Annotated in this window: 20 protein-coding genes; 6 read left to right on the top strand and 14 right to left on the bottom strand. The window is 65.5% G+C overall.

From position 1 onward, the window contains the following. Positions 1 to 42: 42 nt before the first annotated feature. On the bottom strand, positions 43 to 804 hold the full coding sequence (locus FJ430_RS00545) for an HpcH/HpaI aldolase family protein (protein WP_140702621.1): 762 nt from the start codon (positions 802 to 804) through the stop codon (positions 43 to 45). A gap of 122 nt (positions 805 to 926) precedes the next feature. On the opposite strand from FJ430_RS00545, the gene FJ430_RS00540 reads away from it, so the two are divergent. Beyond that, entirely contained in the window at positions 927 to 2,018 is a 1,092-nt protein-coding gene (locus FJ430_RS00540; RefSeq protein ID WP_140702623.1) for an LLM class flavin-dependent oxidoreductase, read from the top strand. Here FJ430_RS00540 and FJ430_RS00535 read toward each other — a convergent pair whose 3' ends face one another. The 13 genes from FJ430_RS00535 to FJ430_RS00475 form a co-directional block, all read right to left on the bottom strand. Beyond that, a complete protein-coding gene (locus tag FJ430_RS00535; RefSeq protein ID WP_140702628.1) occupies positions 2,019 to 2,414 on the bottom strand; it encodes a RidA family protein in 396 nt (131 codons plus the stop codon). It abuts the gene before it with no gap. Positions 2,415 to 2,457: 43 nt separating this feature from the next. Beyond that, a complete protein-coding gene (locus tag FJ430_RS00530) occupies positions 2,458 to 3,606 on the bottom strand; it encodes an acyl-CoA dehydrogenase family protein (RefSeq protein ID WP_140702630.1) in 1,149 nt (382 codons plus the stop codon). Between the two features lie 237 nt (positions 3,607 to 3,843). Further along, complete coding sequence (locus FJ430_RS00525) at positions 3,844 to 4,656, bottom strand: enoyl-CoA hydratase family protein (RefSeq protein ID WP_140702632.1); 813 nt, start codon at positions 4,654 to 4,656, stop codon at positions 3,844 to 3,846. Beyond that, positions 4,653 to 5,117, bottom strand: a complete 465-nt coding sequence (locus FJ430_RS00520; RefSeq protein ID WP_140658297.1) for a MarR family winged helix-turn-helix transcriptional regulator — start codon at positions 5,115 to 5,117, stop codon at positions 4,653 to 4,655. Before FJ430_RS00520 ends, FJ430_RS00525 begins: the two co-directional genes overlap by 4 nt. Further along, a complete protein-coding gene (locus FJ430_RS00515) occupies positions 5,111 to 5,884 on the bottom strand; it encodes an SDR family NAD(P)-dependent oxidoreductase (protein ID WP_140658295.1) in 774 nt (257 codons plus the stop codon). Before FJ430_RS00515 ends, FJ430_RS00520 begins: the two co-directional genes overlap by 7 nt. Beyond that, on the bottom strand, positions 5,881 to 8,175 hold the full coding sequence (locus FJ430_RS00510; RefSeq protein WP_140702634.1) for a bifunctional salicylyl-CoA 5-hydroxylase/oxidoreductase: 2,295 nt from the start codon (positions 8,173 to 8,175) through the stop codon (positions 5,881 to 5,883). Before FJ430_RS00510 ends, FJ430_RS00515 begins: the two co-directional genes overlap by 4 nt. A 189-nt stretch (positions 8,176 to 8,364) precedes the next feature. Continuing rightward, the gene (locus tag FJ430_RS00505) at positions 8,365 to 8,964 is read right to left on the bottom strand and encodes a VOC family protein (RefSeq protein WP_140658291.1); all 600 of its coding nucleotides are present in this window, start codon (positions 8,962 to 8,964) and stop codon (positions 8,365 to 8,367) included. A 71-nt stretch (positions 8,965 to 9,035) separates the two neighbouring features. Then, positions 9,036 to 9,866, bottom strand: a complete 831-nt coding sequence (locus tag FJ430_RS00500; RefSeq protein ID WP_140702636.1) for an ATP-binding cassette domain-containing protein — start codon at positions 9,864 to 9,866, stop codon at positions 9,036 to 9,038. Then, on the bottom strand, positions 9,859 to 10,737 hold the full coding sequence (locus tag FJ430_RS00495; protein WP_140702640.1) for an ABC transporter ATP-binding protein: 879 nt from the start codon (positions 10,735 to 10,737) through the stop codon (positions 9,859 to 9,861). Before FJ430_RS00495 ends, FJ430_RS00500 begins: the two co-directional genes overlap by 8 nt. Beyond that, complete coding sequence (locus FJ430_RS00490) at positions 10,734 to 11,582, bottom strand: ABC transporter permease (RefSeq protein ID WP_140702642.1); 849 nt, start codon at positions 11,580 to 11,582, stop codon at positions 10,734 to 10,736. Before FJ430_RS00490 ends, FJ430_RS00495 begins: the two co-directional genes overlap by 4 nt. Continuing rightward, positions 11,575 to 12,582, bottom strand: a complete 1,008-nt coding sequence (locus FJ430_RS00485) for an ABC transporter permease (RefSeq protein ID WP_140702645.1) — start codon at positions 12,580 to 12,582, stop codon at positions 11,575 to 11,577. The genes FJ430_RS00490 and FJ430_RS00485 overlap by 8 nt, the downstream gene beginning before the upstream one ends. A 182-nt stretch (positions 12,583 to 12,764) precedes the next feature. Beyond that, entirely contained in the window at positions 12,765 to 14,291 is a 1,527-nt protein-coding gene (locus tag FJ430_RS00480) for an ABC transporter substrate-binding protein (protein WP_140702647.1), read from the bottom strand. Positions 14,292 to 14,382: 91 nt separating this feature from the next. Next, a complete protein-coding gene (locus tag FJ430_RS00475; protein ID WP_140702649.1) occupies positions 14,383 to 15,957 on the bottom strand; it encodes a phytoene desaturase family protein in 1,575 nt (524 codons plus the stop codon). Between the two features lie 120 nt (positions 15,958 to 16,077). On the opposite strand from FJ430_RS00475, the gene FJ430_RS00470 reads away from it, so the two are divergent. The 5 genes from FJ430_RS00470 to FJ430_RS00450 all read left to right on the top strand — a co-directional run bounded on the left by FJ430_RS00470 (position 16,078) and on the right by FJ430_RS00450 (position 23,011). Beyond that, entirely contained in the window at positions 16,078 to 16,869 is a 792-nt protein-coding gene (locus FJ430_RS00470; RefSeq protein ID WP_140702651.1) for a cyclase family protein, read from the top strand. Positions 16,870 to 17,172: 303 nt separating this feature from the next. After that, positions 17,173 to 18,744, top strand: a complete 1,572-nt coding sequence (locus tag FJ430_RS00465) for a phytoene desaturase family protein (protein ID WP_140702653.1) — start codon at positions 17,173 to 17,175, stop codon at positions 18,742 to 18,744. Further along, positions 18,744 to 19,226, top strand: a complete 483-nt coding sequence (locus FJ430_RS00460) for a MarR family winged helix-turn-helix transcriptional regulator (protein ID WP_140702655.1) — start codon at positions 18,744 to 18,746, stop codon at positions 19,224 to 19,226. The genes FJ430_RS00465 and FJ430_RS00460 overlap by 1 nt, the downstream gene beginning before the upstream one ends. A gap of 52 nt (positions 19,227 to 19,278) precedes the next feature. Further along, positions 19,279 to 21,432 carry an indolepyruvate ferredoxin oxidoreductase subunit alpha gene (locus FJ430_RS00455; RefSeq protein WP_140702658.1) on the top strand — a complete coding sequence of 718 codons (2,154 nt, stop codon included), beginning with the start codon at positions 19,279 to 19,281 and terminating at the stop codon, positions 21,430 to 21,432. Then, positions 21,425 to 23,011, top strand: coding sequence for an indolepyruvate oxidoreductase subunit beta family protein (locus FJ430_RS00450; RefSeq protein WP_140702661.1), 1,587 nt, complete (start codon positions 21,425 to 21,427; stop codon positions 23,009 to 23,011). Before FJ430_RS00455 ends, FJ430_RS00450 begins: the two co-directional genes overlap by 8 nt. Positions 23,012 to 23,073 lie beyond the last annotated feature (62 nt).

Below are 23,073 nucleotides of genomic sequence, written 5' to 3'. Positions count from 1 at the left end.
CGTGTTGAGGTCAGGCCGGCATCACCTGAATATCAACATGCCTTAGCCCAGTTCGGCGCGCGCGGCGGTACAGTTGGCCGCGGCGCCGGCGCCAAGAAACATCGTGTCGCTGGCCAGCACGAAGAAGCTCGCGCCGATGGCTGTCCATCGGCCGACATTCTGCGGGCTGGTGCAAAATATGCCGGCGGTCCTGCCATGTGCCGCCGCCGCGCCGATGATTGTCCTGATCGCCTGGGAGAGCTTGTCCGCGCCCGCCGGTCCGACGGCATCGATCGACACCGAGAGGTCGCCTGGGCCGACGAAGACAACATCGATGCCGTCGACGGCTGTGATCGCCTCGATATTGGCCAGCCCCTCGGCGGTCTCGACCTGAATGGCAACGACAATCCGCTCATTGGCGGCGGCAAGATATTCGGGAATGCGATAGCCGTAGCCGGCGGCCCGACCGGGGCCGACACCGCGCTCGCCGTGCGGCGGATAGCGCGAGGCCTTGACCGCCATCGCCGCCTGGGCCGCTGTCGAGACGCGCGGGATCAGCACGCCTTGCGCGCCGCTGTCCAGCGCCGCCTGGATCGCTTCTGGCGCATGGCCGGGAACGCGCACGATGGTCGGCACACGGTGCACGTCGGCCGCGCGCAGCATGGTCTCGATCGTCTCGCGCGAAATCTGCGCGTGCTCCCAGTCGATGCAGAGGAAATCGAGGCCGGACGACGCCATCACTTCGACCGCGACCGGATGGGGGATGGCGGCGAAGGACCCGATGAGGTTCGCCTTGCCGATGCATTTCTGGCGGAATTCGCTCATGCCTATCCCCTTTTCGTGTTGCCCAATGCATATCCGCAAACTGCGGTGAGGCGAAGCTGTTTCAGGCTTGAAATATTTTTCTCCGGGCCTAGCGTGTGGGACTTCCGCCACGAGTTCCGGACATGATCAAAGCGCATCCCCTGCACGGCCCGAACAGACTGAAGCTCGGTGTCTTTTCCACCAACGCCGATGGCGGGCTGGCCATCACCGATGTGCCGGAACGCTGGACGGCAAGCTGGCAGGATAATCTGACGGCGGCGCAGATCGCCGATCGCGCGGGCCTCGAATTCATGCTGCCGATCGCCCGCTGGCGCGGCTTCGGCGGCCGCAACAAGGTGCGTGAATTCTCCTTCGAGACCTTCACCTGGGCGGCGGCGCTTGCAGCCGCTACCGAACAGATCGGCTTGTTCATGACCGTGCATGTGCCGCTGGTGCATCCGCTCTATGCCGCCAAGGCGCTGGCGACGGTCGACCATATCAGCCAGGGCAGGGCGGGGCTCAACATCGTCTGCGGCTGGAACCCGAAGGAATTCGGCATGTTCGGGACGCCGCTGGTTGAAAAGGGTTATGACCAGGCAGCCGAGTGGATCGAGATACTTGAACGGCTTTATGCTTCAAGCGAGCCGCTCGACTATGAGGGCGCTTACTATCGGCTGAAGGAAGCGGTGAGCCGGCCGGCCAGCCTGCAGGCGCCGCGCCCGGTGACGATGAACGCCGCTTTCGGCGGACCGGGCCGGGATTTCGCCGCCGCCAGATGCGACTATCTTTTCACGACCTTCTCGGAGATGAGCGATGCCGGCAAGCATGTAACCGATATCGGCGAGCGCGCCTCCAAGATGGGCCGCGACGTCGGCGTCTACACCGTGGCGCATGTGGTCTGCCGCCCGACCATGGAGGAGGCGCAAGCCTATTACACGCGCTACGCCGTCACGACGGCCGATCACGAAGCGGTCGATGCCCATATGGCCGGCAAAAAGGAATTCTCGCAGTCGCATGATCCGCATGCCTATGACCGCTACCGCCAGCGTTTCGCCGGCGGCGCTGGCACCTATCCGCTGATCGGCACGCCGGAAACGATCGCCGCCGACATGGCGGCGATCGCCGTCCATGGCTACCAGGGCATCGCGCTGTCCTTCGTCAACTACACCCAGGAACTGCCCTATTTCTGCGACCACGTGCTGCCGTTGCTAAGGCAGGCGGGCCTTCGCCAGTAGCTACTCGGGTATCACCGCCGTCGCTTGAATCTCCACCTTGGCCCGGTCCTCGACCAGCGCCACCACCTGCATGGCGGCCATCGCCGGGAAATGCCGGCCGATCACGTCGCGGTAGGCTTCGCCGATGCCTTTGAGGTTACCGACATACTCGGCCTTGTCGGTGAAGTACCAGGTCATCGAGGTGATGTGCCGCGGCTCGCCGCCGGCTTCGGCGAGCACGGCGACGACATTGGCGAGCGTCTGGCGCACTTGGCCGACGAAGTCGTCGATCTCGAATTTGCATTCGGCGTTCCAGCCGACCTGACCGCCGACGAACACCAGTCGTCCTTGTGCGGCCACGCCATTGGCGTAGCCGATCGGCTTAGCCCAGCCTTCGGGCTGCAGGATCGTATGCATGTCTGGCCTCCCCTATTTCAAATTTGGTTCGCAAGGCATCGCGTCACGCCCCGCCCATCAGCTGCCTGGCGATCACCACCTTCTGCACGTCCGAAGCGCCCTCATAGATGCGCAGCGCCCGGATCTCGCGATAGAGGCTCTCGACGATGTGGCCCTTGCGCACGCCGTCGCCGCCATGCAACTGCACCGCCTTGTCGATCACTTCCTGCGCCTTGTCGGTGGCGAACAGCTTGGCCATCGCCGCTTCGCGCGTCACCCGCGCGGCGCCCATGTCCTTGGTCCAGGCGGCGCGGTAAATGAGCAGCGCGGCGGCATCCACATCCAGCGCCATGTCGGCGAGGTGGCCCTGCACCATCTGCAATTCCGCCATCGGCGCGCCGAACAGCTTGCGTTCGGCCGCTCTGCTGACGCTCTCGTCCAGCGCGCGTCGTGCGAAGCCGAGTGCCGCCGCGCCCACCGTGGAGCGGAAGACGTCGAGCACCGACATGGCGATGCGGAAACCATCGCCGGGCTTGCCGACAAGCGCGGAAGCCGGAACCCGTACATTATCAAAGGAGAGCCGGGCCAGCGGGTGTGGCGCGATGACCTCGAGCCGCTCGGCGACGCTGAGCCCCTTCGCGTCGCTAGGCACGACGAAAGCGGAAATCCCTTTCGCGCCGGGCGCCTCACCGGTGCGGGCGAACACGACATAGAGGTCTGCGATGCCGCCATTGGAGATCCAGGTCTTTTCGCCGGAAAGCACATAGTCGCCGCCGTCGCGGACAGCGGTCATCTCCATGTTGGCGACGTCCGATCCCGAGCGCGGCTCCGACAGCGCGAAAGCCGAGATGGCCTTTCCGGCCCGCGTCTTTTCCAGCCAGCGCTGCTGCTCCGGCGTCCCGAACAGCGAGATCGCGCCGGTGCCCAGCCCCTGCATGGCGAAGGCGAAATCGGCGAGCCCATCGTGGCGCGCCAGCGTCTCGCGTGTAATGCAGAGCGTGCGCACGTCGAGCGGTCCGGGGTTGGCGGGGTCCAGCGCCGTCGGCTTCAGCCAACCGTCGCGGCCGAGTTCAGCGACGAGTTCGCGGCAGGCGGCGTCGACGTCATCATGGTCGACAGGGAGATTTCGTTGGCACCAGGCTTCGAGACGCTCGGCGAGCTCGCGGTGGCGGTCCTCGAAGAAGGGCCAGTCGAGGAAGGAGCGGTCAGGCATTCTCGCCTCCGCAGTTCTGCGAGGTTTGCACTCTACGGCGCCCCCCTCTGTCCTGCCGGACATCTCCCCCACAAGGGGGGAGATCAGCTTTCTTGCCGACTTTCGCCAATCGCCAAGATTGCAGGATCGAGCGGGGCGCCCGAGCTGCTAATCTCCCCCCTTGTGGGGGAGATGTCCGGCAGGACAGAGGGGGGCGCTGTCCCGCCAGCATGTCCTTGTTAAGCGGACACAACATCCTCAATTCCCCTCGAACACCGGCTTTTCCTTCGCCACGAACGCGTTGTAGGCGCGTTCGAAATCGCCGGTCTGCATGCAGATCGCCTGCGCCTGCGCTTCCGCCTCGATCGCCTGGTCGAGGCCCATCGACCATTCCTGGTTGAGCTGCGTCTTGGTGATGCCATGCGCGAAGGTCGGGCCGGCGACGATGCGCGCCGCCAAATCGAGCGCGTCGGCTTCGAGTGCCGCCGCATCGACCAGACGGTTGTAGAACCCCCAGCGCTCGCCCTCGGTGGCGCTCATGGTGCGGCCGGTGTAGAGCAACTCGGCCGCGCGGCCCTGGCCGATGATGCGCGGCAGGATCGCGCAGGCGCCCATGTCGCAGCCGGCGAGGCCGACGCGGGTGAACAGGAAGGCGGTCTTTGCCTCCGGCGTGGCGATGCGGATGTCGGAGGCCATGGCGATGATTGCGCCGGCGCCGACGGCCACGCCGTCGACCGCGGAAATGATCGGCTTGCCGCAGTTCAGCATCGCCTTGACGAAGTCGCCGGTCATGCGCGTGAAGGCGAGCAGTTCCTTCATGTCCATCTTGACCAGCGGTCCGATGATGTCGTGGACATCGCCGCCTGAGCAGAAATTGCCGCCATTGGGCAGGAACACCACGGCATCGACATCGTCGGCATAGACCAGGTCGCGAAACGTGTCGCGCAACTCGGCATAGCTGTCGAAGGTGAGCGGGTTCTTGCGCTCCGGACGGTCGAGCCGAACCTTCGCGACCTTACCTTCGACCTCCCAGAGGAAATGCTTCGGCTTGAGTTTGGCCATGGCGCTCATTCGCGTCCCTCCCAATTGCTGCGAAACGATTTCAGCATGCCGGCCAGCCGCCGTGCCTCGTCCTCGCTGACATTACCGAGCAGCTCGCCGACCCAGCTCTCATGAGCGGCGGCGATCGCGGCGAAAGATTTCGTGCCTTCCTCGGTCAGCCGCACCATGGAGGTGCGCCGGTCGCCATTGCGCCGCGCCCGCGTCACCAGGCCTTCGGAAACCAGCCGGTCGACAATGCCGGTGACATTGCCGTTCGACACCAGCAGAAAGCGCGACAGGTCGCTCATCAGCATACCTTCCGGCACGCGGTAGAGCGCCGCCATCACGTCGAAGCGCGGCAGCGTCGTGTCGAACTCCTTCTTCAGCCGCTCCCGCAGTTCGGCCTCGATGGTGCGCGAGGCGCGCAGCAGGCGTATCCACAGCCGCAGCCTGTCCTTGCCCGGTCCAGCGGACGTCGGTCCCGCTACCATGTTTCACCTCCCGAGACCGAGATTGCCTGCCCAGTGATCGACCGCGCGGCGCAGCTGCACAGCCAAAGCACCGCCGTCGCGACTTCCTCCGGCTGGATGAAACGCCCTTGCGGGTTCGTCGCCGCGAGGTTCGCGCGCGCTTCATCGGTGGAACGTCCCGTCTTCTCGACGATGCGCTGGACGGATTCCTCAAGCATCTCGGTTTCGACGAAGCCCGGGCAGACGGCGTTGACGGTGACGCCGGATTTGGCTGTTTCGGCGGCCAAAGCCCGCATCAACCCGACCACGCCGTGCTTGGCGGCGACGTAAGGCGCGACATAGGCATAGCCTTTGAGGCCCGCGGTCGAGGCGACGAAAACAATCCTGCCCTGTTTGCGCCCCAGCATTCCCGCGAGCGCCGGCTTCACGGTCAGGAAGGCGCCGGTGAGGTTGACGTCCAGCGTGCGCTGCCAGTCGCCCAGCGAAGTCTTGTGCGCCGGCGCACTAACCGCCATGCCGGCATTGGCGACGACGATGTCGAATGGTCCGCGCGCGGCTTCCGCCTTCTCGTGGAGGGCTGCCATGTCGGCCTCCTTCGTGACATCGGCGGCGGCAGCAAAGATGCGGTCGCTTTCCTTTGCGACCTCGGCAAGGGCAGCTTCGCGCCGTCCGCAGATGGTGACGGCCAGACCTTCTGCCGCCAGTGCCAGCGCGATGGCCTTGCCGACGCCGGAACCGCCGCCGGTGACCAGCGCGTGCTTGCCGGTGATTTCGCGCGCGGCGCTCATACTTTGAGCCCTGCTGCCGCTTCGCGCTCGGCCAGCCGGTAGATCTGGTCGCGTCCGGGCAGATAGGGATCGGGCCATTTGACGCCGCGATCGCCTAGCGTCACCGCCGCGTGCAGCGTCCAGTAGGGGTCGGCAAGATGCGGCCTGGCCAGCGCCACAAGGTCGGCGCGCCCGGCCATCAGGATCGAATTGGCATGGTCCGGCTCATAGATGTTGCCGACCGCCATCGTCGCCATGCCGACCTCGTTGCGGATGCGGTCGGAAAACGGCGTCTGGAACATGCGGCCATAGACCGGCCTGGCGGCGATCGATGTCTGCCCGGCCGATACGTCGCAAAGATCGACGCCGGCCTCGTGCAGCATCTTCGCGATCTCGACCGCGTCCGAAGGCGTGACGCCTTCGATGCCGACCCAGTCATTGGCCGAAATGCGCATCGAAATCGGCTTTTCGGCCGGCCACACCGCGCGCACCGCATGGAAGATCTCCAGCGGATAGCGCATGCGGCTTTCCAGCGAGCCGCCATAGTCGTCGGTGCGGCGGTTGGTCAGCGGCGTGATGAAGGCCGACAGCAGGTAGCCGTGCGCGGCATGGATCTCCAGCATGTCGAAGCCGCAGCGTTCGGCCATCTGGGCCGAGGCGACGAACTGGTCGCGGACCAGATCCATGTCGGCGCGGTCCATCGCCTTCGGCACCTGGTTCTTCGGCGACCACGCGACGGCCGAAGGCCCCATCACCGGCCAATTGCCGGAGGGCAGCGGCACGTCGGTTCCTTCCCAGCCCACCCGGGTCGAGCCCTTGGCGCCGGAATGGCCGATCTGGGCGCAGATCTTTGCTTCGGTCTCGGCATGGACGAAATCGACCAGCCGCTTCCAGGCGACCTCATGCTCCGGTTTGTAGAAGCCCGGGCATCCGGGCGTGATGCGTCCTTCCGGGCTGACGCAGGTCATCTCGATGTAAAGCAGGCCGGCGCCACCTTTGGCGCGCTCGGCATAGTGCGTAAAATGCCAGTCGGTCGGGCAGCCGTCGATCGCCTTGTACTGCGCCATCGGCGAAACGACGATGCGGTTGGCTAAAGTCATGTCGCGCAGCTTGAACGGCGCGAACATCGGCGCGCGGCGTAAGCTGTTGCCGCCGGCGCCGGCCTTGCGCTGGAACCATTCCTCGGCGCCCGCCAGCCATTCGGCATCGCGCAGACGAAGGTTCTCGTGGCTGATGCGCTGCGAGCGGGTGAGCAGCGAATAGTTGAATTGAACTGGATCGAGGCCGAGATATCGTTCGACTTCCTCGAACCATTCCAGCGAGTTGCGCGCCGCCGATTGCAGCTTCAGCACCTCGGTGCGCCGCGCATCCTCATATTTGTGGAAGGCCGCGTCGAGATCGGGCTCGGACTCGACATAATCGGCGAGCGCCACCGCGCTCTCCAGCGCGAGCTTGGTGCCGGAGCCGATGGAGAAATGCGCCGAGGCCGCCGCATCGCCCATAAGCGCCAGGTTCTTGTAAGACCAGCGCTCGCACAGCACGCGCGGGAAATTGATCCAGGCCGAACCTCTGATGTGGTTGGCATTGGTCATCAGCGGATGGCCGCCGAGATGCTTTGCAAAGATGCGCTCGCAGATCGCGATCGATTCCTGCTGCGTCATCTGGCCGAAACCGAACGCGGCCCAGGTCTGTTCGCTGCATTCGACGATGAAGGTCGCGGTCTCGCTGTCGAACTGGTAGGCATGCGCCCACACCCAGCCATGCTCCGTCTTCTCGAAGATGAAGGTGAAGGCGTCGTCGAATTTCTGCGTCGTGCCCAGCCACACGAACTTGCATTTGCGGGTGTCGATGTCTGGCTTGAAGACATCGGCGAAGGCCGCGCGCGATTTCGAGTTCAGCCCGTCGGCGGCGACCACCAGATCATGCGTTTCCATGAAGGGTTTCGGGTCGGAAATATCGGTCTCGAACATCATCTTGATGCCGAGCTCGCGGGCGCGCCGCTGCAGCAGGACCAAGAGCCGCTTGCGCCCGATGCCGCAGAAGCCATGGCCCGAGGACACCGTGCGCACACCGTCATGGATGACGGCGATGTCGTCCCAATAGGCGAAATGCTTCTTGATCCAGACGGCGCTGACCGGGTCGTTCCTGGTCAGGTTCTCCAGCGTCTCCGCCGACAGCACCACGCCCCATCCGAACGTGTCGTCGGCGCGGTTGCGCTCATAGAGCGTCACCTCGTGCGCGGCGTCGCGCAGCTTGAGCGAGATGGCAAAGTAGAGGCCGGCTGGTCCGCCGCCGAGAACCGCAACCTTCATGTCTTGCGATCTCCTCCAGAGCAATTCCGGGAAAAGTAGCGGTTTCCGTCCGGAATTGCGTGAAACGCTCTAAGGCATCGGGAACGCCGGCAATGCCAGCGATCCCAATTTTCAGTATTGCGCCGCGCGGCAGTTATTTCAAGCTTAAAGTTTCATAATTGAATGATCGCCGCCGGCGCGTTTGGTTCTTCACTTGGTCGGATCCTTCGGGCTCCACAACACTGTCTCGGCGCCCTTTTCATAGGCCATCCCATCCGGGTAGCTGATCGCCTCCAACTGCAGCCCCCACGGCGCCTGGAAATAGAGGATGGTCTGGCCGGCGGCCGGCCCTTCCTTCACCGGCAGCGGTCCCATCCTGGTCTTCACTCCCTTGGCCTCCAGATAGGCCTTCGCGGCGGCGACGTCGTCGACATAGAAGGCGATGTGGAAGCCGCCGATGTCGCTGTTCTTCGGCGTCAGATCCTTCTGGTCGGGCGCGGTGTACTTGAACAGCTCGATGTTCGAGCCATAGCCGCAGCGCACCATGGTGATCTCCTCGATCACCGCCTTCGGATCGACGCCGAGCACGTCTTGCATGAACGTGCCCTTGTCGTCGGCGAACGGGCCGAAGGACATCGCCTTCTTGCAGCCGACGACATTGGTGAAGAAGTCGACGGCCTGCTTCATGTCGGGCACGGTAAGGCCGGTGTGGTCGTGCCCGCGCATGCCGGGTATGGAATCCGCCGAGGCCGCTGCCATGGAGCCGAACAAGGCGGTTGCAAGGATCGTGGTCTGGATTGCGTATTTCATGTCACCCTCCGTTCGCGGGCTGGCTTGAAAAACGCACGTCCGAGGCCCGCTGGTCGGCGTGCGGATGGGTTTCATGCGGGAGCCTTGGCGGGCGGCCGCAGCCAGTCCGGATCGATCTCCGGCAGCGGAATGGCGGCAAGCAGGTCGCGCGTGTAGGTTTCCTTCGGGCTGGCGAACAGCGCATCTGTAGCGCTCGCCTCGACGATCACGCCTTCGCGCATGACGATGACCTGCTGGCAGAGCCGCCGGATCACCGAAAGGTCGTGGCTGATGAAGGCGACCGTCAGTCCCATCTCGGCCGCCAGTCTTTCCAGCAGCGTCAGGATCTGCGCCTGCGTCGAGACGTCGAGGCCGGAGACGATCTCGTCGGCCAGCACGAATTTCGGCGACAGCGCCAGTGCCCGCGCGATGCCGACACGCTGCCGCTGGCCGCCCGAAAGCTCGTGGCGGTAGCGGCTGGTAAAACTCTGCGGCAGGCCGACGCGCTGCAGGGCTTCCGCCACGCGCTCCTTCAGCCGGTCGCCAAGCCCGTTCTGCCTCAGGGGCGCCGCGATAATGCTGAAGATCGTGTGGCGCGGGTTGAGCGACGACATCGGGTCCTGGAAGATCATCTGCAGGTCGCGGCGAAGTGGCCTCAGCTCGGCTTCCGAAAGACGGCTGATGTCGTGCCCCTCGAAGCTGATCCTGCCGGCGCTCGGCTCGAGCAGTCGCACCAGAGCGCGTCCGAGCGTCGACTTGCCGGAGCCGGACTCGCCGACGATGCCGGTGACCGATCCCTTGGGCAGGTCGAAGTCCAGCCCTTTCAGGATTTCGGCCAGCGGCGCGCGGCCGATCAGCGGCTTGCGCGTCATGTCCGGCAGCGCCACCTTCAGCCCGCGCACGGAAAACAGCGGCTCAGCCATGGCCGGGCCTCCAGCCTTTGTCGGCGGCGGCGATCTCGGCCGCCAGCCCGGCAAGCACGCTCTCGTCCACCGGCTTCAGCGAGGCATACGGATCGGTGTAGCGCGGCGTCGCCGCGATCAGCGCGCGCGTGTACGGATGCTGCGGGGCTGCCAGGAGCTGCGCGGTATCGGCCTCCTCGACCACCTTGCCAGCATAGAGCACCGAGACTTTCTGGCTGATCTTGGCGACGACGCCGAGGTCATGGGTGACGAACAGGATCGCCGTGCCGTGATCGCGCTGCAGTTGCGCGATCAGCCGCAGGATCTGCTTCTGCACGGTGACGTCGAGCGCAGTCGTCGGCTCGTCGGCAACGATCAGCCTCGGCTCCGCCGCGAAGGCCGCCGCGATCAGCACGCGCTGGCGCATGCCGCCGGACAGTTCGTGCGGATAGCTTTTCAGCACGCGCTCGGGATCGCGGATCTGCACCTCGTCGAGCAACTGACGGATGCGCTGGTCGGCCCTCTCTGCGCTCCAGCCGAGGATGCGCACCAGCCGGTCGGTCATCTGCGGGCCGATGCGCCGCGAGGGGTTGAGCGCGGTCAGCGGATCCTGCGGGATCAGCGCCGTGCGCGCGCCGATCAGGTTCCGCCGCGCCTTGGGATCGAGCCGGCCGAGATCCTCGCCCTCGATCAGCATATCGCCCTCGACGACGCGCACGCTTTTCGGCAGGACGCCGAGCACGGCCTTGCCGATCATCGTCTTGCCGGCGCCGCTCTCGCCGACCAGCGCGCGCACTTCGCCCGGCTGGACAGCAAGCGACACCGAGCGCAGCACACGCTGGCCGTTGGGAAGCACGGCGCTCAAGCGGCGGATGTCGAGGCACGCGCTCATCGCAGCACCGGATCGAAGCGCGCCTTCAGCGCCTCGCCAAACTGGCTGAAGGAAAGCACTGTCAGGATCAGCGTGATCAGCGGGAACACCAGCACCCACCAGGCCTGATGGATCGACAGCCGGCCCTCGGCGATGATGCCGCCCCAGGTCGGATCGTCGGTCGAGATCGACAGATTGACGAAGGACAGGATCGCTTCGACGATCACCGCGATGCCCATTTCGAGCGACAACAGCGCCACCACCGACGGCAGCACATTGGGCAGCACTTCGCGCAGCATGATGCCCATGCGGCCATAACCGGCGATGCGCGCGCTCTCGACATAGTCCATGCGCGCCTGGCTCATCGCCTCGGCGCGGATGACCCGGCAGAAGCGTGTCCAGTCGATGATCGCGATGGCGAGGATGACGGAACTGAGCCCCGTGCCCAGCACCGCGACCAGAAGGATCGCGAACAGCACCGGCGGGAACGCCATCCACACGTCGACGATGCGCGAGATGATGCGGTCGGCCCAGCCGCCGAAATAGCCCGCGATCAGCCCCAGCGCCGAACCGAGGAGACAGGCGGACGTCGCGGCGGCGAAGGCAACGATGAAGGCGATGCGGCCGCCGAAAATCAGGCGCGACAGCAGGTCCCGGCCGAGGCTGTCGGTGCCCAGCCAATAGCCGGGCTCGGCGCCGTCGAGCCAGAAGGGCGGCAGGCGCTCCAGCATCAGGTCCTGCGCCAGGGGATCCTGCGGCGCGATCAGCGGCGCGAAGATCGCCGCCAGCAGCGCCAGCACAAGCCAGCCGCCGGCCAGCCACAGCCGCGGGCTCAAGCCGCGTCGGGCGACACTCGCCTCATCCATGGCGCAGCCTCGGATTGAGCAGCGCATACGTCATGTCGACGGCGAGGTTGATCAGCACGAAAAGCAGCGCGAACACCAGCACGATGCCCTGGATCAGCGGCAGGTCGCGGTTGATGACGGCGTCGATCGCCATGTTGCCGAGCCCCTCATAGGAGAACAGCCGCTCGACGATGACGGTGCCGCCGATGAGGAAGGTGAACTGCACGCCGACCAGCGTCAGCGTCGGCAATGCCGCGTTCTTCAGCGCCTCGCGCAGGATCACCTGCGTCTCGGAAAACCCCTTCACGCGCGCCAGCACCACATAGTCGAGGTCGAGCACTTCCTTCAGCGACTGTTTCAAGAGCTGCGCGATGATCGCCGCCAGCGGCAGCGCCAGCGCGACTGCCGGCATCAGCATGTGTTTCAGCAGATCCCAGGTGAGGTCGAAGCGGAGCCTGAGGATGCTCTCGGCCAGATAGAACTGGGTGGCGAAAGGCAAATCGAGCTGCGGCGACACCCGGCCCGAAATGTCGAACACCGGCACCAGCACGCCGAACAGCAGGATCAGCACCAGGCCCCACAGGAAATCGGGGATGGAGAGCGTCGCGCCGCTGGCGATGTCGATGCCGGCCTCTATCGCCGTGCCGCGCGAGCGCGCGCCGAGGATCGCGGCGGTGGCGCCGATCGCGATCGCCATCAGCAGCGCCACGGTCGCAAGCTCCAGCGTCGCCGGCAGCCGGTTGAACACCAGCCCCAGCACATCCTGGCGCAGCGAGATCGAGGTGCCGAAATCGCCGTGCAGCACGCCGCCGAGCCAGATGAAGAACTGCTGCACGATCGACTTATCCAGCCCATAGAGCGCGCGAAGCCGCGCAATGTCGTCATTGCTGGCGCCGGGCGGCAGCATCATGGCGATCGGGTCGCCGGGCGCCACGCGGATGACGACGAAGACGACGATGGCGACGCCGAACAGCGTCACCAGCATCGTCAGCAGACGAACGAGGAATCTTTGCAGCAGCATGCGGGCGTAATCACTCTAACGAACTCCCCCTCATCCGACCGCTTCACGGCCACCTTCTCCCCGAGGGGAGAAGAGGTCGCCGACGGCTGAGCCAGCCTCTTCTCCCCTCCGGGGAGAAGGTGGCCCGAAGGGCCGGATGAGGGGGCCTGCCGGGCGAAGACCGGCAGGAGCAAGGCCGACAATCAGGCCGGGGTCATCAGCGCCGGTAGCAGCGCGCCGGACACATGCTGCACGACATTGACCTTCTTCGAGTGCACGATCGGTTGCGCATATTGGATCAGGGGCAGCACGTAGGCCTGCTCGGCGATGTATTTGTCGACGGCCTTCCAGCCGGCGATGCGCTTGGTCTCGTCCTTCTCGCCCCACAGCGGGTTGATCATGTCGATCAGGTCCTGGCTGTCCCAAACCGAATGCGGGCTCGGGCCATACATGGCAAAGCCGGTCGAGGTGGTCGGATCGCCGATCGAGTTGCCCCAGTTGTAGAAGGCGGCCGGCGCCAGCTTGTCGGCGGCGCGCAGCTCGTAATGCTTGGCGATCTCGTAGACCTCGATATTGGCCTCGATGCCGACCTTGCGCCACATGCCGACGATCGCCTGGATCATCTCGTAATCCTTGGGCTTGAAGCCCTTGGTCGTCTGAATAGTGAACTTGACCGGCTTCTTGGGCGAATAGCCGGAGGCGGCGAGCAGCTCCTTGGCCTTCTCCGGATTGTGCTCGACTTTGATCGATGGATCGAAGGCGGTGTATTCCGGCGTCTCCAGCGTCGCGATCGGCTGGCCGTAGCCGCGCAGCAGCCGCTTGACCAGAAGCTCCTTGTCGACAGCCATCACGGCCGCCTGGCGGACATTCTTGTCCAGCATCGCCTCGATGTCGTTGAAAAAGATCATGCCGATGTCGGAGACGTTCTTGATCGAGCCGGCCAGCCCGTCCTTGGCGATCAGCCGGTCATATTCCTCATAGGGGATTTCAAGCGTCACCTGCGAGGAGCCGGATTCGATCTCGGCGACGCGGCTTGCCGCGTCGGTGACGAATTTGATCGTCACATTCTCGAAGGCGGGCTTAGTGCCCCAATAGTGCGGGTTGGCCTTGAGCCGCAGGAACGCATTGCGCTCGAACTTGTCGACCATATAGGGACCGGTGCCGATCGGCGCCTTCTCGAAGCCTTCCGCGCCGACCTTCTCGTAATAGGCCTTGGGCAGGATGTAGCCGGTCAGGAAAGACATCCACTTGAAATAGACCGGGTCGAACTGCACGACGTCGCCGGTGATCTTGTTGCCGTCGATCTTGAAATTGTTGACGTTCTTCCAGACGAACTGGATCGGATTGCCGGTCTTCTCGTCGCCAGCCCGCTGCAGCGACCACACGACGTCTTCCGGTGTGAAGGGCGATCCGTCATGCCATTTCACGCCGTCGCGCACCGTCATCGTTACCTTGGTGCGGTCGTCGTTCCAGCCCCATTCGGTGAGCAGGCCCGGCGTGAAGGAAAGATCGGGCTTCTGGCCGATGATCTGATCGAACACCGACTGGTACAGGCCCTGGATGGTCGGGTTGACGGCCGAGGGTCCGGTCGTCGGGTCCCATGATGGCAGGTTGACGTTGTAGGCGATGGTGAGCTCGTCCGCCGCCTTTGCCGCCCTCGGCAGGCCGAGCGTCGCAGCACCGATCGCCGCGGCGCCGTACCCAAGCAAGTCACGTCTGTTGATGGTCATGGTCGTTCCCCTTGTTGGTTGTCATTTGTCCGCGCGGCGTTTTCATTCGGGGGTGGGCAACCGCGCCTTGTCCATCCCGGATTTCTTCGGCTCAACTTCCTCCCAGCTGTTGGGCGAGCATATAGCCCGAGCCCGCGGCCGTGCCGGCGCCGGGCCATGTCGCGGCGCCGGTGAGGTAAAGATTGGCGACCGGCGTGTTCCAGCGCGCGAAGCCGCGCGCCGGGCGGAAGAGAAAATTCTGCGCCAGGTGATGGCTGCCGCAGATCTGGTCGCCGCCGACGAGGTTCGGATTCTCACGCTCGAGGTCGAGCGGCGAGAAGATCGCGCGGCCAAGAATCTTGCTGCGCAAACCCGGCGCATAACTCTCGATGATGTCGAGCGCGCGCTCGGCATAGGCGTCCTTGACCGCATCCCAGTGCGCAGGCGCGATCTTGCCCGCGGTGTCGCCAAGGATCTCCGCCGGCAGCATGCGCACCTGCACCCACAGCACATGCTTGCCTTGCGGCGCTCGCGAGGGATCGACAGCCGTCGGCTGGCCGACGACCAGCACCGGCTGCTCAGGCAGCAGCCCGGCGATCGCCTGCTGATAGACGCGCGACATGGCATCGAGCGACGGCGCCAGATGCACATAGGCGAACTGGCGAAGTTCCGCGCCCGCGCTCCAGTCGGGCAGGTCGTCCAGCGCCAGATGGATCATCATCGTGCCCGGCGCGTGGCGGAATGTCTTCATCGCCGCATCGAAGCCGGCGTCGCCAGAGCCATTGGGCAGCAGCTTGCCCGGCAGCGCCTTCGGCGCGACACCGGCAATGACGGCCTTGGTCGCGCTATGGGTTTCGCCGGATGCCAGCCGCACGCCGGTCGCCATGCCGCCGGAAACCGTGATCTCGGCGATCTCCGCGCCGGTCGTGATCTGGCCGCCGGCCACCGTCACCATGCCGGCCAGCGCGCGGATGATGGTGTCGGCGCCGCCCTTGCCCAGCACCATGCCGAAACTCTGGTTGGCCATCGATTCCAGGTAAGGGAACACTGCGCCGCCGGCGATGTCGGGCGCGAAATCGAGATGCATGCCCCAGGCCGCGAGGGTCGTGCGCACATGCGGCGTCTCGAAATTTTCCTCGAGCCAGGCGCGAGGCGACGACAACAGCAATCGAGCCGTATCGAGCGCGCCGGCCAGGCCCTTCTTGCGCCACAGATTCCAGCCCGTGCCGGCCAGCGCCCTTGCGCTCATCGGCGAGCCCAGCAGGCGGAACAGATGCTCGGCTTCGCCGGGAAAGGCGCCAACCAGCCGGCGCCATGTGGCTGCATCCGCCGCGGAGAAGGCGGCCAGCCGCGACGCGGTCTTTTCCAGATCGTGGCTGACGCCGAACCACTTTCCATCTGGAAACGCGCTGGCGAAACAATCGGCCACCGGCGCGAATTCCAGCCCGTGGCTTTTCAATTCATTTGCATATTTCCGGTGGAAGGCGGAGCCGGCGAAGAGACTCAAATTCATCGCGCCGAAATCGTGCCGGAAGCCGGGAAGCGTGTACTCGGCGGTCCGCACCGCGCCGCCGATCGTCTCGCTGCGCTCGAAAACCGCTATTTTCCAGCCTTTGAGCGCCAAATGCGCGGCGCATGCCAGACTGTTATGGCCCGCCCCGACAAAGATGGCGTCGAACTCGCTCACGCCCCGCCCCAAAATGCTTTATGCTTAAAGATAATTGCAGATGCATATGTTTTCGTCTAGTAGGTATGTTAAGGGCCGCAACGAGCCTTGAAGGTCACGAACAAGAGGGAACAAAAGACCATGGACACGCAGAAACTCCTCGGCGAGGTCGCCGGCCAGCTGCTTTCGGGCGCCATCAAGGTGGTCGACCTGACGGCGCCGCTCGGGCCGAACACGCCGCTGATCAAGCTGCCGCCGGAACTCGCCGTCGACACGCCGAAGATCGAGATCCACGAGATCTCCAAATACGACAAGAACGGCCCGTGGTGGGCCTGGAACTGGCTGAAGCTCGGCGAGCATTCGGGCACGCATTTCGACGCGCCGCAGCACTGGATCACCGGCAAGGACTATCCGGACGGCGCCACCGACACCATTCCGGCGCAGAATTTCATCGGCCCGGTCAACGTCATCGATTGCTCGAAAGAATCCGCCGCCGACCACGATTTCCTGCTCACCGTCGACCACATCAAGGCCTGGGAAGCCAAGCATGGTGCGATCAATCCCGGCGAGTGGGTGGTGATGCGCACCGACTGGTACAAGCGCAACGGCTCGGAAGCCGAGTTCCTCAACGCCAACGAGACCGGCCCGCATACGCCCGGCCCGACGGCCGAGGCCATCCAGTTCCTGATCGCCAAGGACGTCAAGGGCTGGGGCTCGGAGACGATCGGTACCGACGCCGGCAAGGCCGGCGGCATGGAGCCGCCATTCCCGGCCCACACGCTGATGCACAAGGCCAACCGTTACGGACTCGCCAGCCTCTGCAACCTCGACCAGCTGCCGCCGAAGGGCGCGATCCTGATTGCCGCCCCGCTCAAGATCGAGCGCGGCACCGGCAGCCCGATCCGGGCATTGGCGCTGGTGCCGGGCAAATAGGCGAGGCGACGGTCTTCGGGAGAAGATCATGCTTGCGGGCAATGGAGTGATGACAGCGAGAGGGCGGCAGCCTGGCAAGGCCAGCGCTCTACGGTGCCCCCCTCTGGCCTGCCGGCCATCTCCCCCACTTGGGGAGAGATTGGCAGCTTTGGCGCCCTGCTCGATCCTGCGACGCGGACAATTGGCGAAAGCCGCGATGACGGCTGATCTCCCCCCTTGTGGGGGAGATGTCCGGCAGGACAGAGGGGGGCGCGAAGGAACTCGGCTTAGCCCGATTGGCCTCCTGTCATCCGCGAGCGCCCAATGACCGCCCCCGATCACATCATCGTCGGCAGCGGCATCAACGCCCTGGTCTGCGCGGCGATGCTGGGCGCCAAGGGCGTCAAGGTGCTCGTGCTCGAGCGCAACGACCGCATCGGCGGCTGCGTGCGCACCGAGGAGATCACGGCGCCAGGCTTCGTCCATGACGTGATGGCCACGACCTTCGTGCTGTTCATCACCTCGCCGGCCTTTGCCGCGCTCGGCAAGGACCTTGCGCGGCACGGGCTGGAGTTCTGCCACACGGCGACACCCACCGGTGTGCTCACGCCCGACGGCAGCCACGCCGTGCTCACCACCGACCGCGCCGCCAACATCGCGGCGCTGAACCGGATCGCCTCCGGCGACGGCGATCGCCACGGCGGCGATGTCGGCGGCATCGAGCGCAACGCCGGGCTGCTCTTCGGCCTGCTCGGCGGCGCGCTCTGGTCCTATCCGACAACGAAGCTCATCGCCGGCGAGGCTTGGCGGCGCGGCCCGCGCAACCTCGCCGCCTTCATGGGCGAGGCGCTGGTGCCCGCGCGGACTTGGTTGGAAACGACTTACACCTCCGATGTCGTCCGTGCGCTCTGGGCGCCCTGGGTGCTGCATGCCGGGCTCGGCCCGGAAGACGCCTTCTCCGGCCAGATTGCCAAGGTCATCGCCTTCGCGCTGGAGGCAGCCGGCGCGCCGATCGTCAAGGGCGGCGCGAAAAACCTGCTCGCCGCCTTCGAGGCGCTTATCAAGGAGCGCGGCGGCGAGATCCGCGTCAACGCCGACGTCGCCTCGATCGTCCAGACCGGCGGCCGTGCCTCCGGCGTCCGGCTCGCCTCCGGCGAGACGCTGACGGCGGCGAAAAGCGTCATCTGCTCGGTCACACCGACGCAGCTCTACGGCCGCCTGCTCGGCGACACGGCTCCAAAGCGCGACGTCGAAGCGACGCGCGTTTATCGCTACGGCAAAGGCAACTTCCAGATCCACTATGCGCTGGACAAGCCGCCGGCCTGGCGCGGCGAGGGCCTCGACAAGGTGGCGCTGCTGCATCTTACGCCGGGGCTCGATGGCGTGTCGAAGGCCTGCAACGAGGCGGTGCGCGGCCTGCTGCCGGAAGTGCCGACCATCTGCGTCGGCCAGCCGCATGCGCTCGATCCGTCGCGCTGCCCTCAGGGCAAGGCCATCCTGTGGCTGCAACTGCCGGAGGCGCCGCGTCACATCAAGGGCGATGCCGCCGGCAAGCTCGATGTCCCGGCCGACGGCCGCTGGACCGAGGCGCTGCGCGAGGCTTATGCCGACCGCGTCGAGGCGATCCTCGCCAACCACATCGACGGTTTCCGCGAAACGGTCATTGCCCGCCGCACCTATTCGCCGGCCGATCTCGAGGCGATGAACGTCAACTTGGTCGGCGGCGATCCCTATGGCGGCTCGTCGACCATCGACCAGTCCTTCCTGTGGCGGCCGTTCAAGGCCAGCCGCAACCACGAGACCGGCATCAAGGGCCTCTATCATATCGGCGCCTCGACCCATCCCGGCGCCGGCCTCGGCGGCGGTTCCGGCTTCCTTCTGGCGGGGAGGCTGTGATGGAACAGAAGCTCGCCGAAAAGCGCCAGCGCATTTCGACCCTCGGCCAGATCGGCCTGCAGCAATTCGCGCCCTATCTGATGAACCGCATCATGGGCCGCTACAACGCCACTTTGCGCGACGACTTCCGCAAGCAGGGCTTGACCATCCCGCAGGTGCGCACGCTTGCCGTGCTGTCGGTCGCCGACGGCGTCACCGTCAACGACCTCTCGGTCTACACGGTCATCGAGCAGTCGACGTTGAGCCGCACGCTCGACGCGCTGGAGGGCCAGGGCCTGGTGCGGCGCGAGCAGGGCGTCACCGACAGCCGCATCCGCCACGTTTTTCTTACCGATGACGGGCGAGCGCTGTTCACCCGCGCCTGGCCTGCAATGCATGACGCTTTCGAAGCCATGTTCGACGGTGTCGATGATGCCGAATACGCCGCGCTGATCGCGACGCTGCAAAAAATGCTGAAGAACATCCGCAAGCACGAAATCTAGATGCACGCGCCGCCCCGTGGCAGCGGGAAGGCGGCAACGGAAGGAGGCAGAGATGGCCGAACGGTCTTTTGCCAAGGAAGTCGAAAAGCTGAGATTAGGGGCCGGCGAGGAATTCGCCGGCGAGGGCATCCTCGCCATCACCAAGGCGCTCTTGCAGTGCGGCGTAGGCTATGTCGGCGGCTACCAGGGCGCGCCGATCAGCCATCTGATGGATGTGCTGGCCGACGCGCAGGATATTCTGGGCGAGCTCGGCGTGCATTTCGAGGCGAGTGCCTCGGAAGCGACAGCCACCGCCATGCTCGCTGCCTCCGTGCATTATCCGATCCGCGGCGCCGCCACCTTCAAGTCGACGGTCGGCACCAATGTCGCTTCCGATGCACTGGCCAATCTCGCCTCGGGCGGCGTCACCGGCGGCGCGCTGATCATCGTCGGCGAAGACTATGGCGAGGGCTCCTCCATCATGCAGGAGCGCAGCCACGCCTTCGCCATGAAGAGCCAGGTCTGGCTGCTCGACCCGCGCCCGAACCTGCCCTCGATCGTCAAGGCGGTCGAGGACGGCTTCGAGCTGTCGGAGGTGTCGAACACGCCGGTGATGCTGCAGGTGCGCATCCGTTGCTGCCATGTCCACGGCCATTTCATCGCCAAGGACAACAAGCGCCCGCCAATGTCGGTCGCCGATGCGCTGTCGGCGCCGCGCCGCGACACCGGCCGCATCGTGCTGCCGCCCGCTTCCTTCCTGCATGAGAAGGAAAAGGTCGCCAAGCGCTGGCCGGCGGCGGTCGATTTCATCAAGAGCCGCAAGATCAACGAGATCTTCGGCTCGGACCACGGCTCGGTCGGCATCGTCATGCAGGGCGGCATGTATAATTCGGTCATCCGCGCGCTGCAGCGGCTCGGCCTTGCCGACACTTATGGCGAGACCGACGTGCCGCTTTACGTGCTCAACGCCGTCTACCCGCTCGTCGACGACGAGTTCCTCGCCTTCTGCGAGGGCAAGCAGGCGGTGCTGGTGGTCGAGGAGGGCCAGCCCAATTATGTCGAGCAGGCCTTTGCCGCCATGCTGCACAAGGCCGGCCGCGGCACCAGGCTGGTCGGCAAGGAGCATCTGCCGATGGCCGGCGAATATACCGGGCAGGTCATGCTCGACGGCATCGGCTCCTTCCTGCGGGCGCACGCCCCGCATCTGCTGCCGGGCGAGGTGCGCGCGCCGAACAAGGCGGGCGAGGGCGTCGACACGGCCGACCTCATCAATGTCGTTCCTGGGCGTCCGCCGGGCTTTTGCATTGGCTGTCCCGAGCGGCCGATCTTCGCCGCGACGAAGCTTGTCGAGCAGGAGCTCGGCAAGCACCACATCGCCTCCGACATAGGCTGCCATCTGTTCTCGATCATGCCGCCCTTCGAGCTCGGCGCCACCACCATGGGCTATGGGCTGGGGCCGGCCTCGGCTTCGGCGTTCAATTCGCCGGACGCCAAACGCCGCTCGATCTCCTTCGTCGGCGACGGCGGCTTCTGGCACAACGGCCTCACCTCCTCGATCGGCAATGCGGTGTTCAACAAGAATGACGGCGTCATCGTCATCGTCGACAATTTCTACTCGGCCGCCACCGGCGGCCAGGACATCCTGTCCTCGCGCGCCAACAACCGCACCAAGTCGACCAAGCATCCGATCGATGAAGCGGTGAAGGGCATGGGCGTCAAATGGCTGCGCCACATCGACCGCACCTATGATGTCGGCAAGATGCAAGCCGCGTTGCGCGAGGCGCTGACCACCGAGGAAAAGGGGCCGAAGGTCATCGTCGCCTCGTCCGAATGCATGCTTAATCGCCAGCGCCGCGAGAAGCCGCTGGTCGACAAGGCGATCAAGGGCGGCGAGCGCGTGGTGAAGCCGAAATTCGGCGTTGACGAGGACATCTGCACCGGCGACCACGCCTGCATGCGGCTGTCCGGCTGCCCGTCACTGTCGGTCAAGTCGCTCGACGATCCGCTGCGCGACGATCCGGTCGCCTCGATCGACCAGAATTGCGTCGGCTGCGGCAATTGCGGCGAGGTGGCGGATGCGGCCGTGCTTTGCCCGTCCTTCTACCGCGCCGACGTCGTCCACAATCCCGGCCGCTGGGACCGTTTCCTGGAAGGCGCGCGCCGCGCCGTGATCGGGCTGTTGCAGCGCCGCCGTGAAAGCCGCCGCTTGACGTTCGCCGATGCTTGACCAGGCTTCTCCCCTGCGCCCGAAGGCGGGCGCGTATGACGACGAGCGGGTGATAAAACTCGCCGTGCTCGCGGTCGGCGGCCAGGGCGGCGGCGTGCTTGCCGACTGGATCACCGACGTCGCCGAGCGCAACGGCTATATCGCCCAATCGACCTCCGTGGCCGGTGTCGCCCAGCGCACCGGCGCCACGATCTATTACATTGAGATGGCCCGCGACACCGGCCGCCTGCCGGTCTTCGCGCTGTCGCCCTCGCAGGGTGACGTCGACATATTGATCGCCGCCGAGCTGATGGAAGCCGGCCGCGCCATCATCCGCGGTTTCGTCACGCCCGAGCGCACGACGCTGATTACGTCCTCGCACCGCATCGCCGCCGTCTCGGAAAAGATCGAGCCGGGCGACGGCCGCGCCTCGTCGGAAAAGGTGCATGCGACGGCGCAAGCGGCGGCGAAGCGCTTCATCGCCTTCGACATGGAGAAGATCGCCGCCGACAACGGCACCATGATCTCGGCCAGCCTGCTTGGCGCGCTGGCCGGCTCCGACGCGCTGCCCTTCACCCGCGAAACTTACGAGCAGGCGATCGGCGCCGGCGGCCGCGGTGTCAAGCCGAGCCTCGCGGCCTTTGGCGCGGCCTACGATCGCGCGCGCGGGATCGCGGCAGCGGCCGCCGGCGAAAAGGCGGCGGGGGAGCATGCCGTTGCCCAGCCCAAGTCGACGGCGAAGGTCAGCGGACCGGAAACCCTCCTCAAGGGGTGGCAGGAGCTTGCCGGTCGCGTGGCATTGCTCCCGGAACCCGTGCGCGACATGGCCGAGCGCGGGCTGAAGAAGGTCGTCGATTACCAGGGCATCGCCTATGGCGGCGAGTATCTCGACCGGCTGGACAAGGCGGTGGCGCTGGACAATGCGGAGCGCGGCTACACGCTGTCGATCGCCGCGGCAAAGCACCTTGCCAACGCCATGTGCTATGACGACATGATCCGCGTCGCGGATTTGAAGACACGCTCGACGCGAGACAAGCGGGTGCGCAAGGAGGTCGGCGTCAAGGAAGGCTCGGTGCTGCAGGTCACCGAATATTTCCATCCGCGCATCGAGGAATTCTGCGGCACGCTGCCGGCAGGGCTCGGAAGCTACATTGAGAGCCGGCCCAAGCTCGCCGCTTTTCTCGACCGCCGCATCAATCGCGGCCGCCACATCCGCACCGACAGTTTCACCGGCTTCGCCATGCTGTGGTTCATCGGCGGCCTGCGCCGCTGGCGCCGCCGCCTGCTGCGCCACAGGGTCGAGGTCGAGCATCTGGAGCGCTGGTACGATCTGGCGCTAGGCAAGGCACGTGAAGACTATGCGCTCGGAGTCGAAATCTTGAACTGCCGCCGACTGATCAAGGGCTACAGCGACACCCATGCCCGCGCCCAGTCGAAATTCGACCGCGTGCTGTCGGCGCTGCCGATGCTCAAGGGCCGCGAAGACGCCGCCGACTGGATCCGCCGCCTGCGCGAGGCGGCGCTGAAAGACGAGAAAGGCGACATGCTGGACGGCGCGTTGAAGACGGTGGCGACACTCAACGAAGGCGCCGCCCGCTAACGAAGACGTGATCCGCACCGCTCCGACGGAATTCGGCCCTGTCCTCCGTTTCACGGCGGTAT

It is taken from the genome of Mesorhizobium sp. B2-8-5, from assembly GCF_006440675.2.
In the GTDB taxonomy this organism is placed as follows: domain Bacteria; phylum Pseudomonadota; class Alphaproteobacteria; order Rhizobiales; family Rhizobiaceae; genus Mesorhizobium.
The sequence above is the reverse complement of the archived record's forward strand: the minus strand, read 5'-3'. Positions and strand labels throughout refer to the sequence as shown.

Bases quoted from the DNA above. Each gene is read 5' to 3' on its own strand.
- FJ430_RS00515 (WP_140658295.1), bottom strand. From the start codon at position 5,884: ATGAGCGCCGCGCGCGAAATCACCGGCAAGCACGCGCTGGTCACCGGC.
- FJ430_RS00530 (WP_140702630.1), bottom strand. From the start codon at position 3,606: ATGCCTGACCGCTCCTTCCTCGACTGGCCCTTCTTCGAGGACCGCCAC.
- FJ430_RS00545 (WP_140702621.1), bottom strand. From the start codon at position 804: ATGAGCGAATTCCGCCAGAAATGCATCGGCAAGGCGAACCTCATCGGG.
- FJ430_RS00525 (WP_140702632.1), bottom strand. From the start codon at position 4,656: ATGAGCGCCATGGCCAAACTCAAGCCGAAGCATTTCCTCTGGGAGGTC.
- FJ430_RS00495 (WP_140702640.1), bottom strand. From the start codon at position 10,737: ATGAGCGCGTGCCTCGACATCCGCCGCTTGAGCGCCGTGCTTCCCAAC.
- FJ430_RS00485 (WP_140702645.1), bottom strand. From the start codon at position 12,582: ATGCTGCTGCAAAGATTCCTCGTTCGTCTGCTGACGATGCTGGTGACG.
- FJ430_RS00465 (WP_140702653.1), top strand. From the start codon at position 17,173: ATGACCGCCCCCGATCACATCATCGTCGGCAGCGGCATCAACGCCCTG.
- FJ430_RS00510 (WP_140702634.1), bottom strand. From the start codon at position 8,175: ATGAAGGTTGCGGTTCTCGGCGGCGGACCAGCCGGCCTCTACTTTGCC.
- FJ430_RS00490 (WP_140702642.1), bottom strand. From the start codon at position 11,582: ATGGATGAGGCGAGTGTCGCCCGACGCGGCTTGAGCCCGCGGCTGTGG.
- FJ430_RS00500 (WP_140702636.1), bottom strand. From the start codon at position 9,866: ATGGCTGAGCCGCTGTTTTCCGTGCGCGGGCTGAAGGTGGCGCTGCCG.
- FJ430_RS00455 (WP_140702658.1), top strand. From the start codon at position 19,279: ATGGCCGAACGGTCTTTTGCCAAGGAAGTCGAAAAGCTGAGATTAGGG.
- FJ430_RS00480 (WP_140702647.1), bottom strand. From the start codon at position 14,291: ATGACCATCAACAGACGTGACTTGCTTGGGTACGGCGCCGCGGCGATC.
- FJ430_RS00450 (WP_140702661.1), top strand. From the start codon at position 21,425: ATGCTTGACCAGGCTTCTCCCCTGCGCCCGAAGGCGGGCGCGTATGAC.
- FJ430_RS00535 (WP_140702628.1), bottom strand. From the start codon at position 2,414: ATGCATACGATCCTGCAGCCCGAAGGCTGGGCTAAGCCGATCGGCTAC.
- FJ430_RS00520 (WP_140658297.1), bottom strand. From the start codon at position 5,117: ATGGTAGCGGGACCGACGTCCGCTGGACCGGGCAAGGACAGGCTGCGG.
- FJ430_RS00470 (WP_140702651.1), top strand. From the start codon at position 16,078: ATGGACACGCAGAAACTCCTCGGCGAGGTCGCCGGCCAGCTGCTTTCG.
- FJ430_RS00460 (WP_140702655.1), top strand. From the start codon at position 18,744: ATGGAACAGAAGCTCGCCGAAAAGCGCCAGCGCATTTCGACCCTCGGC.
- FJ430_RS00505 (WP_140658291.1), bottom strand. From the start codon at position 8,964: ATGAAATACGCAATCCAGACCACGATCCTTGCAACCGCCTTGTTCGGC.
- FJ430_RS00540 (WP_140702623.1), top strand. From the start codon at position 927: ATGATCAAAGCGCATCCCCTGCACGGCCCGAACAGACTGAAGCTCGGT.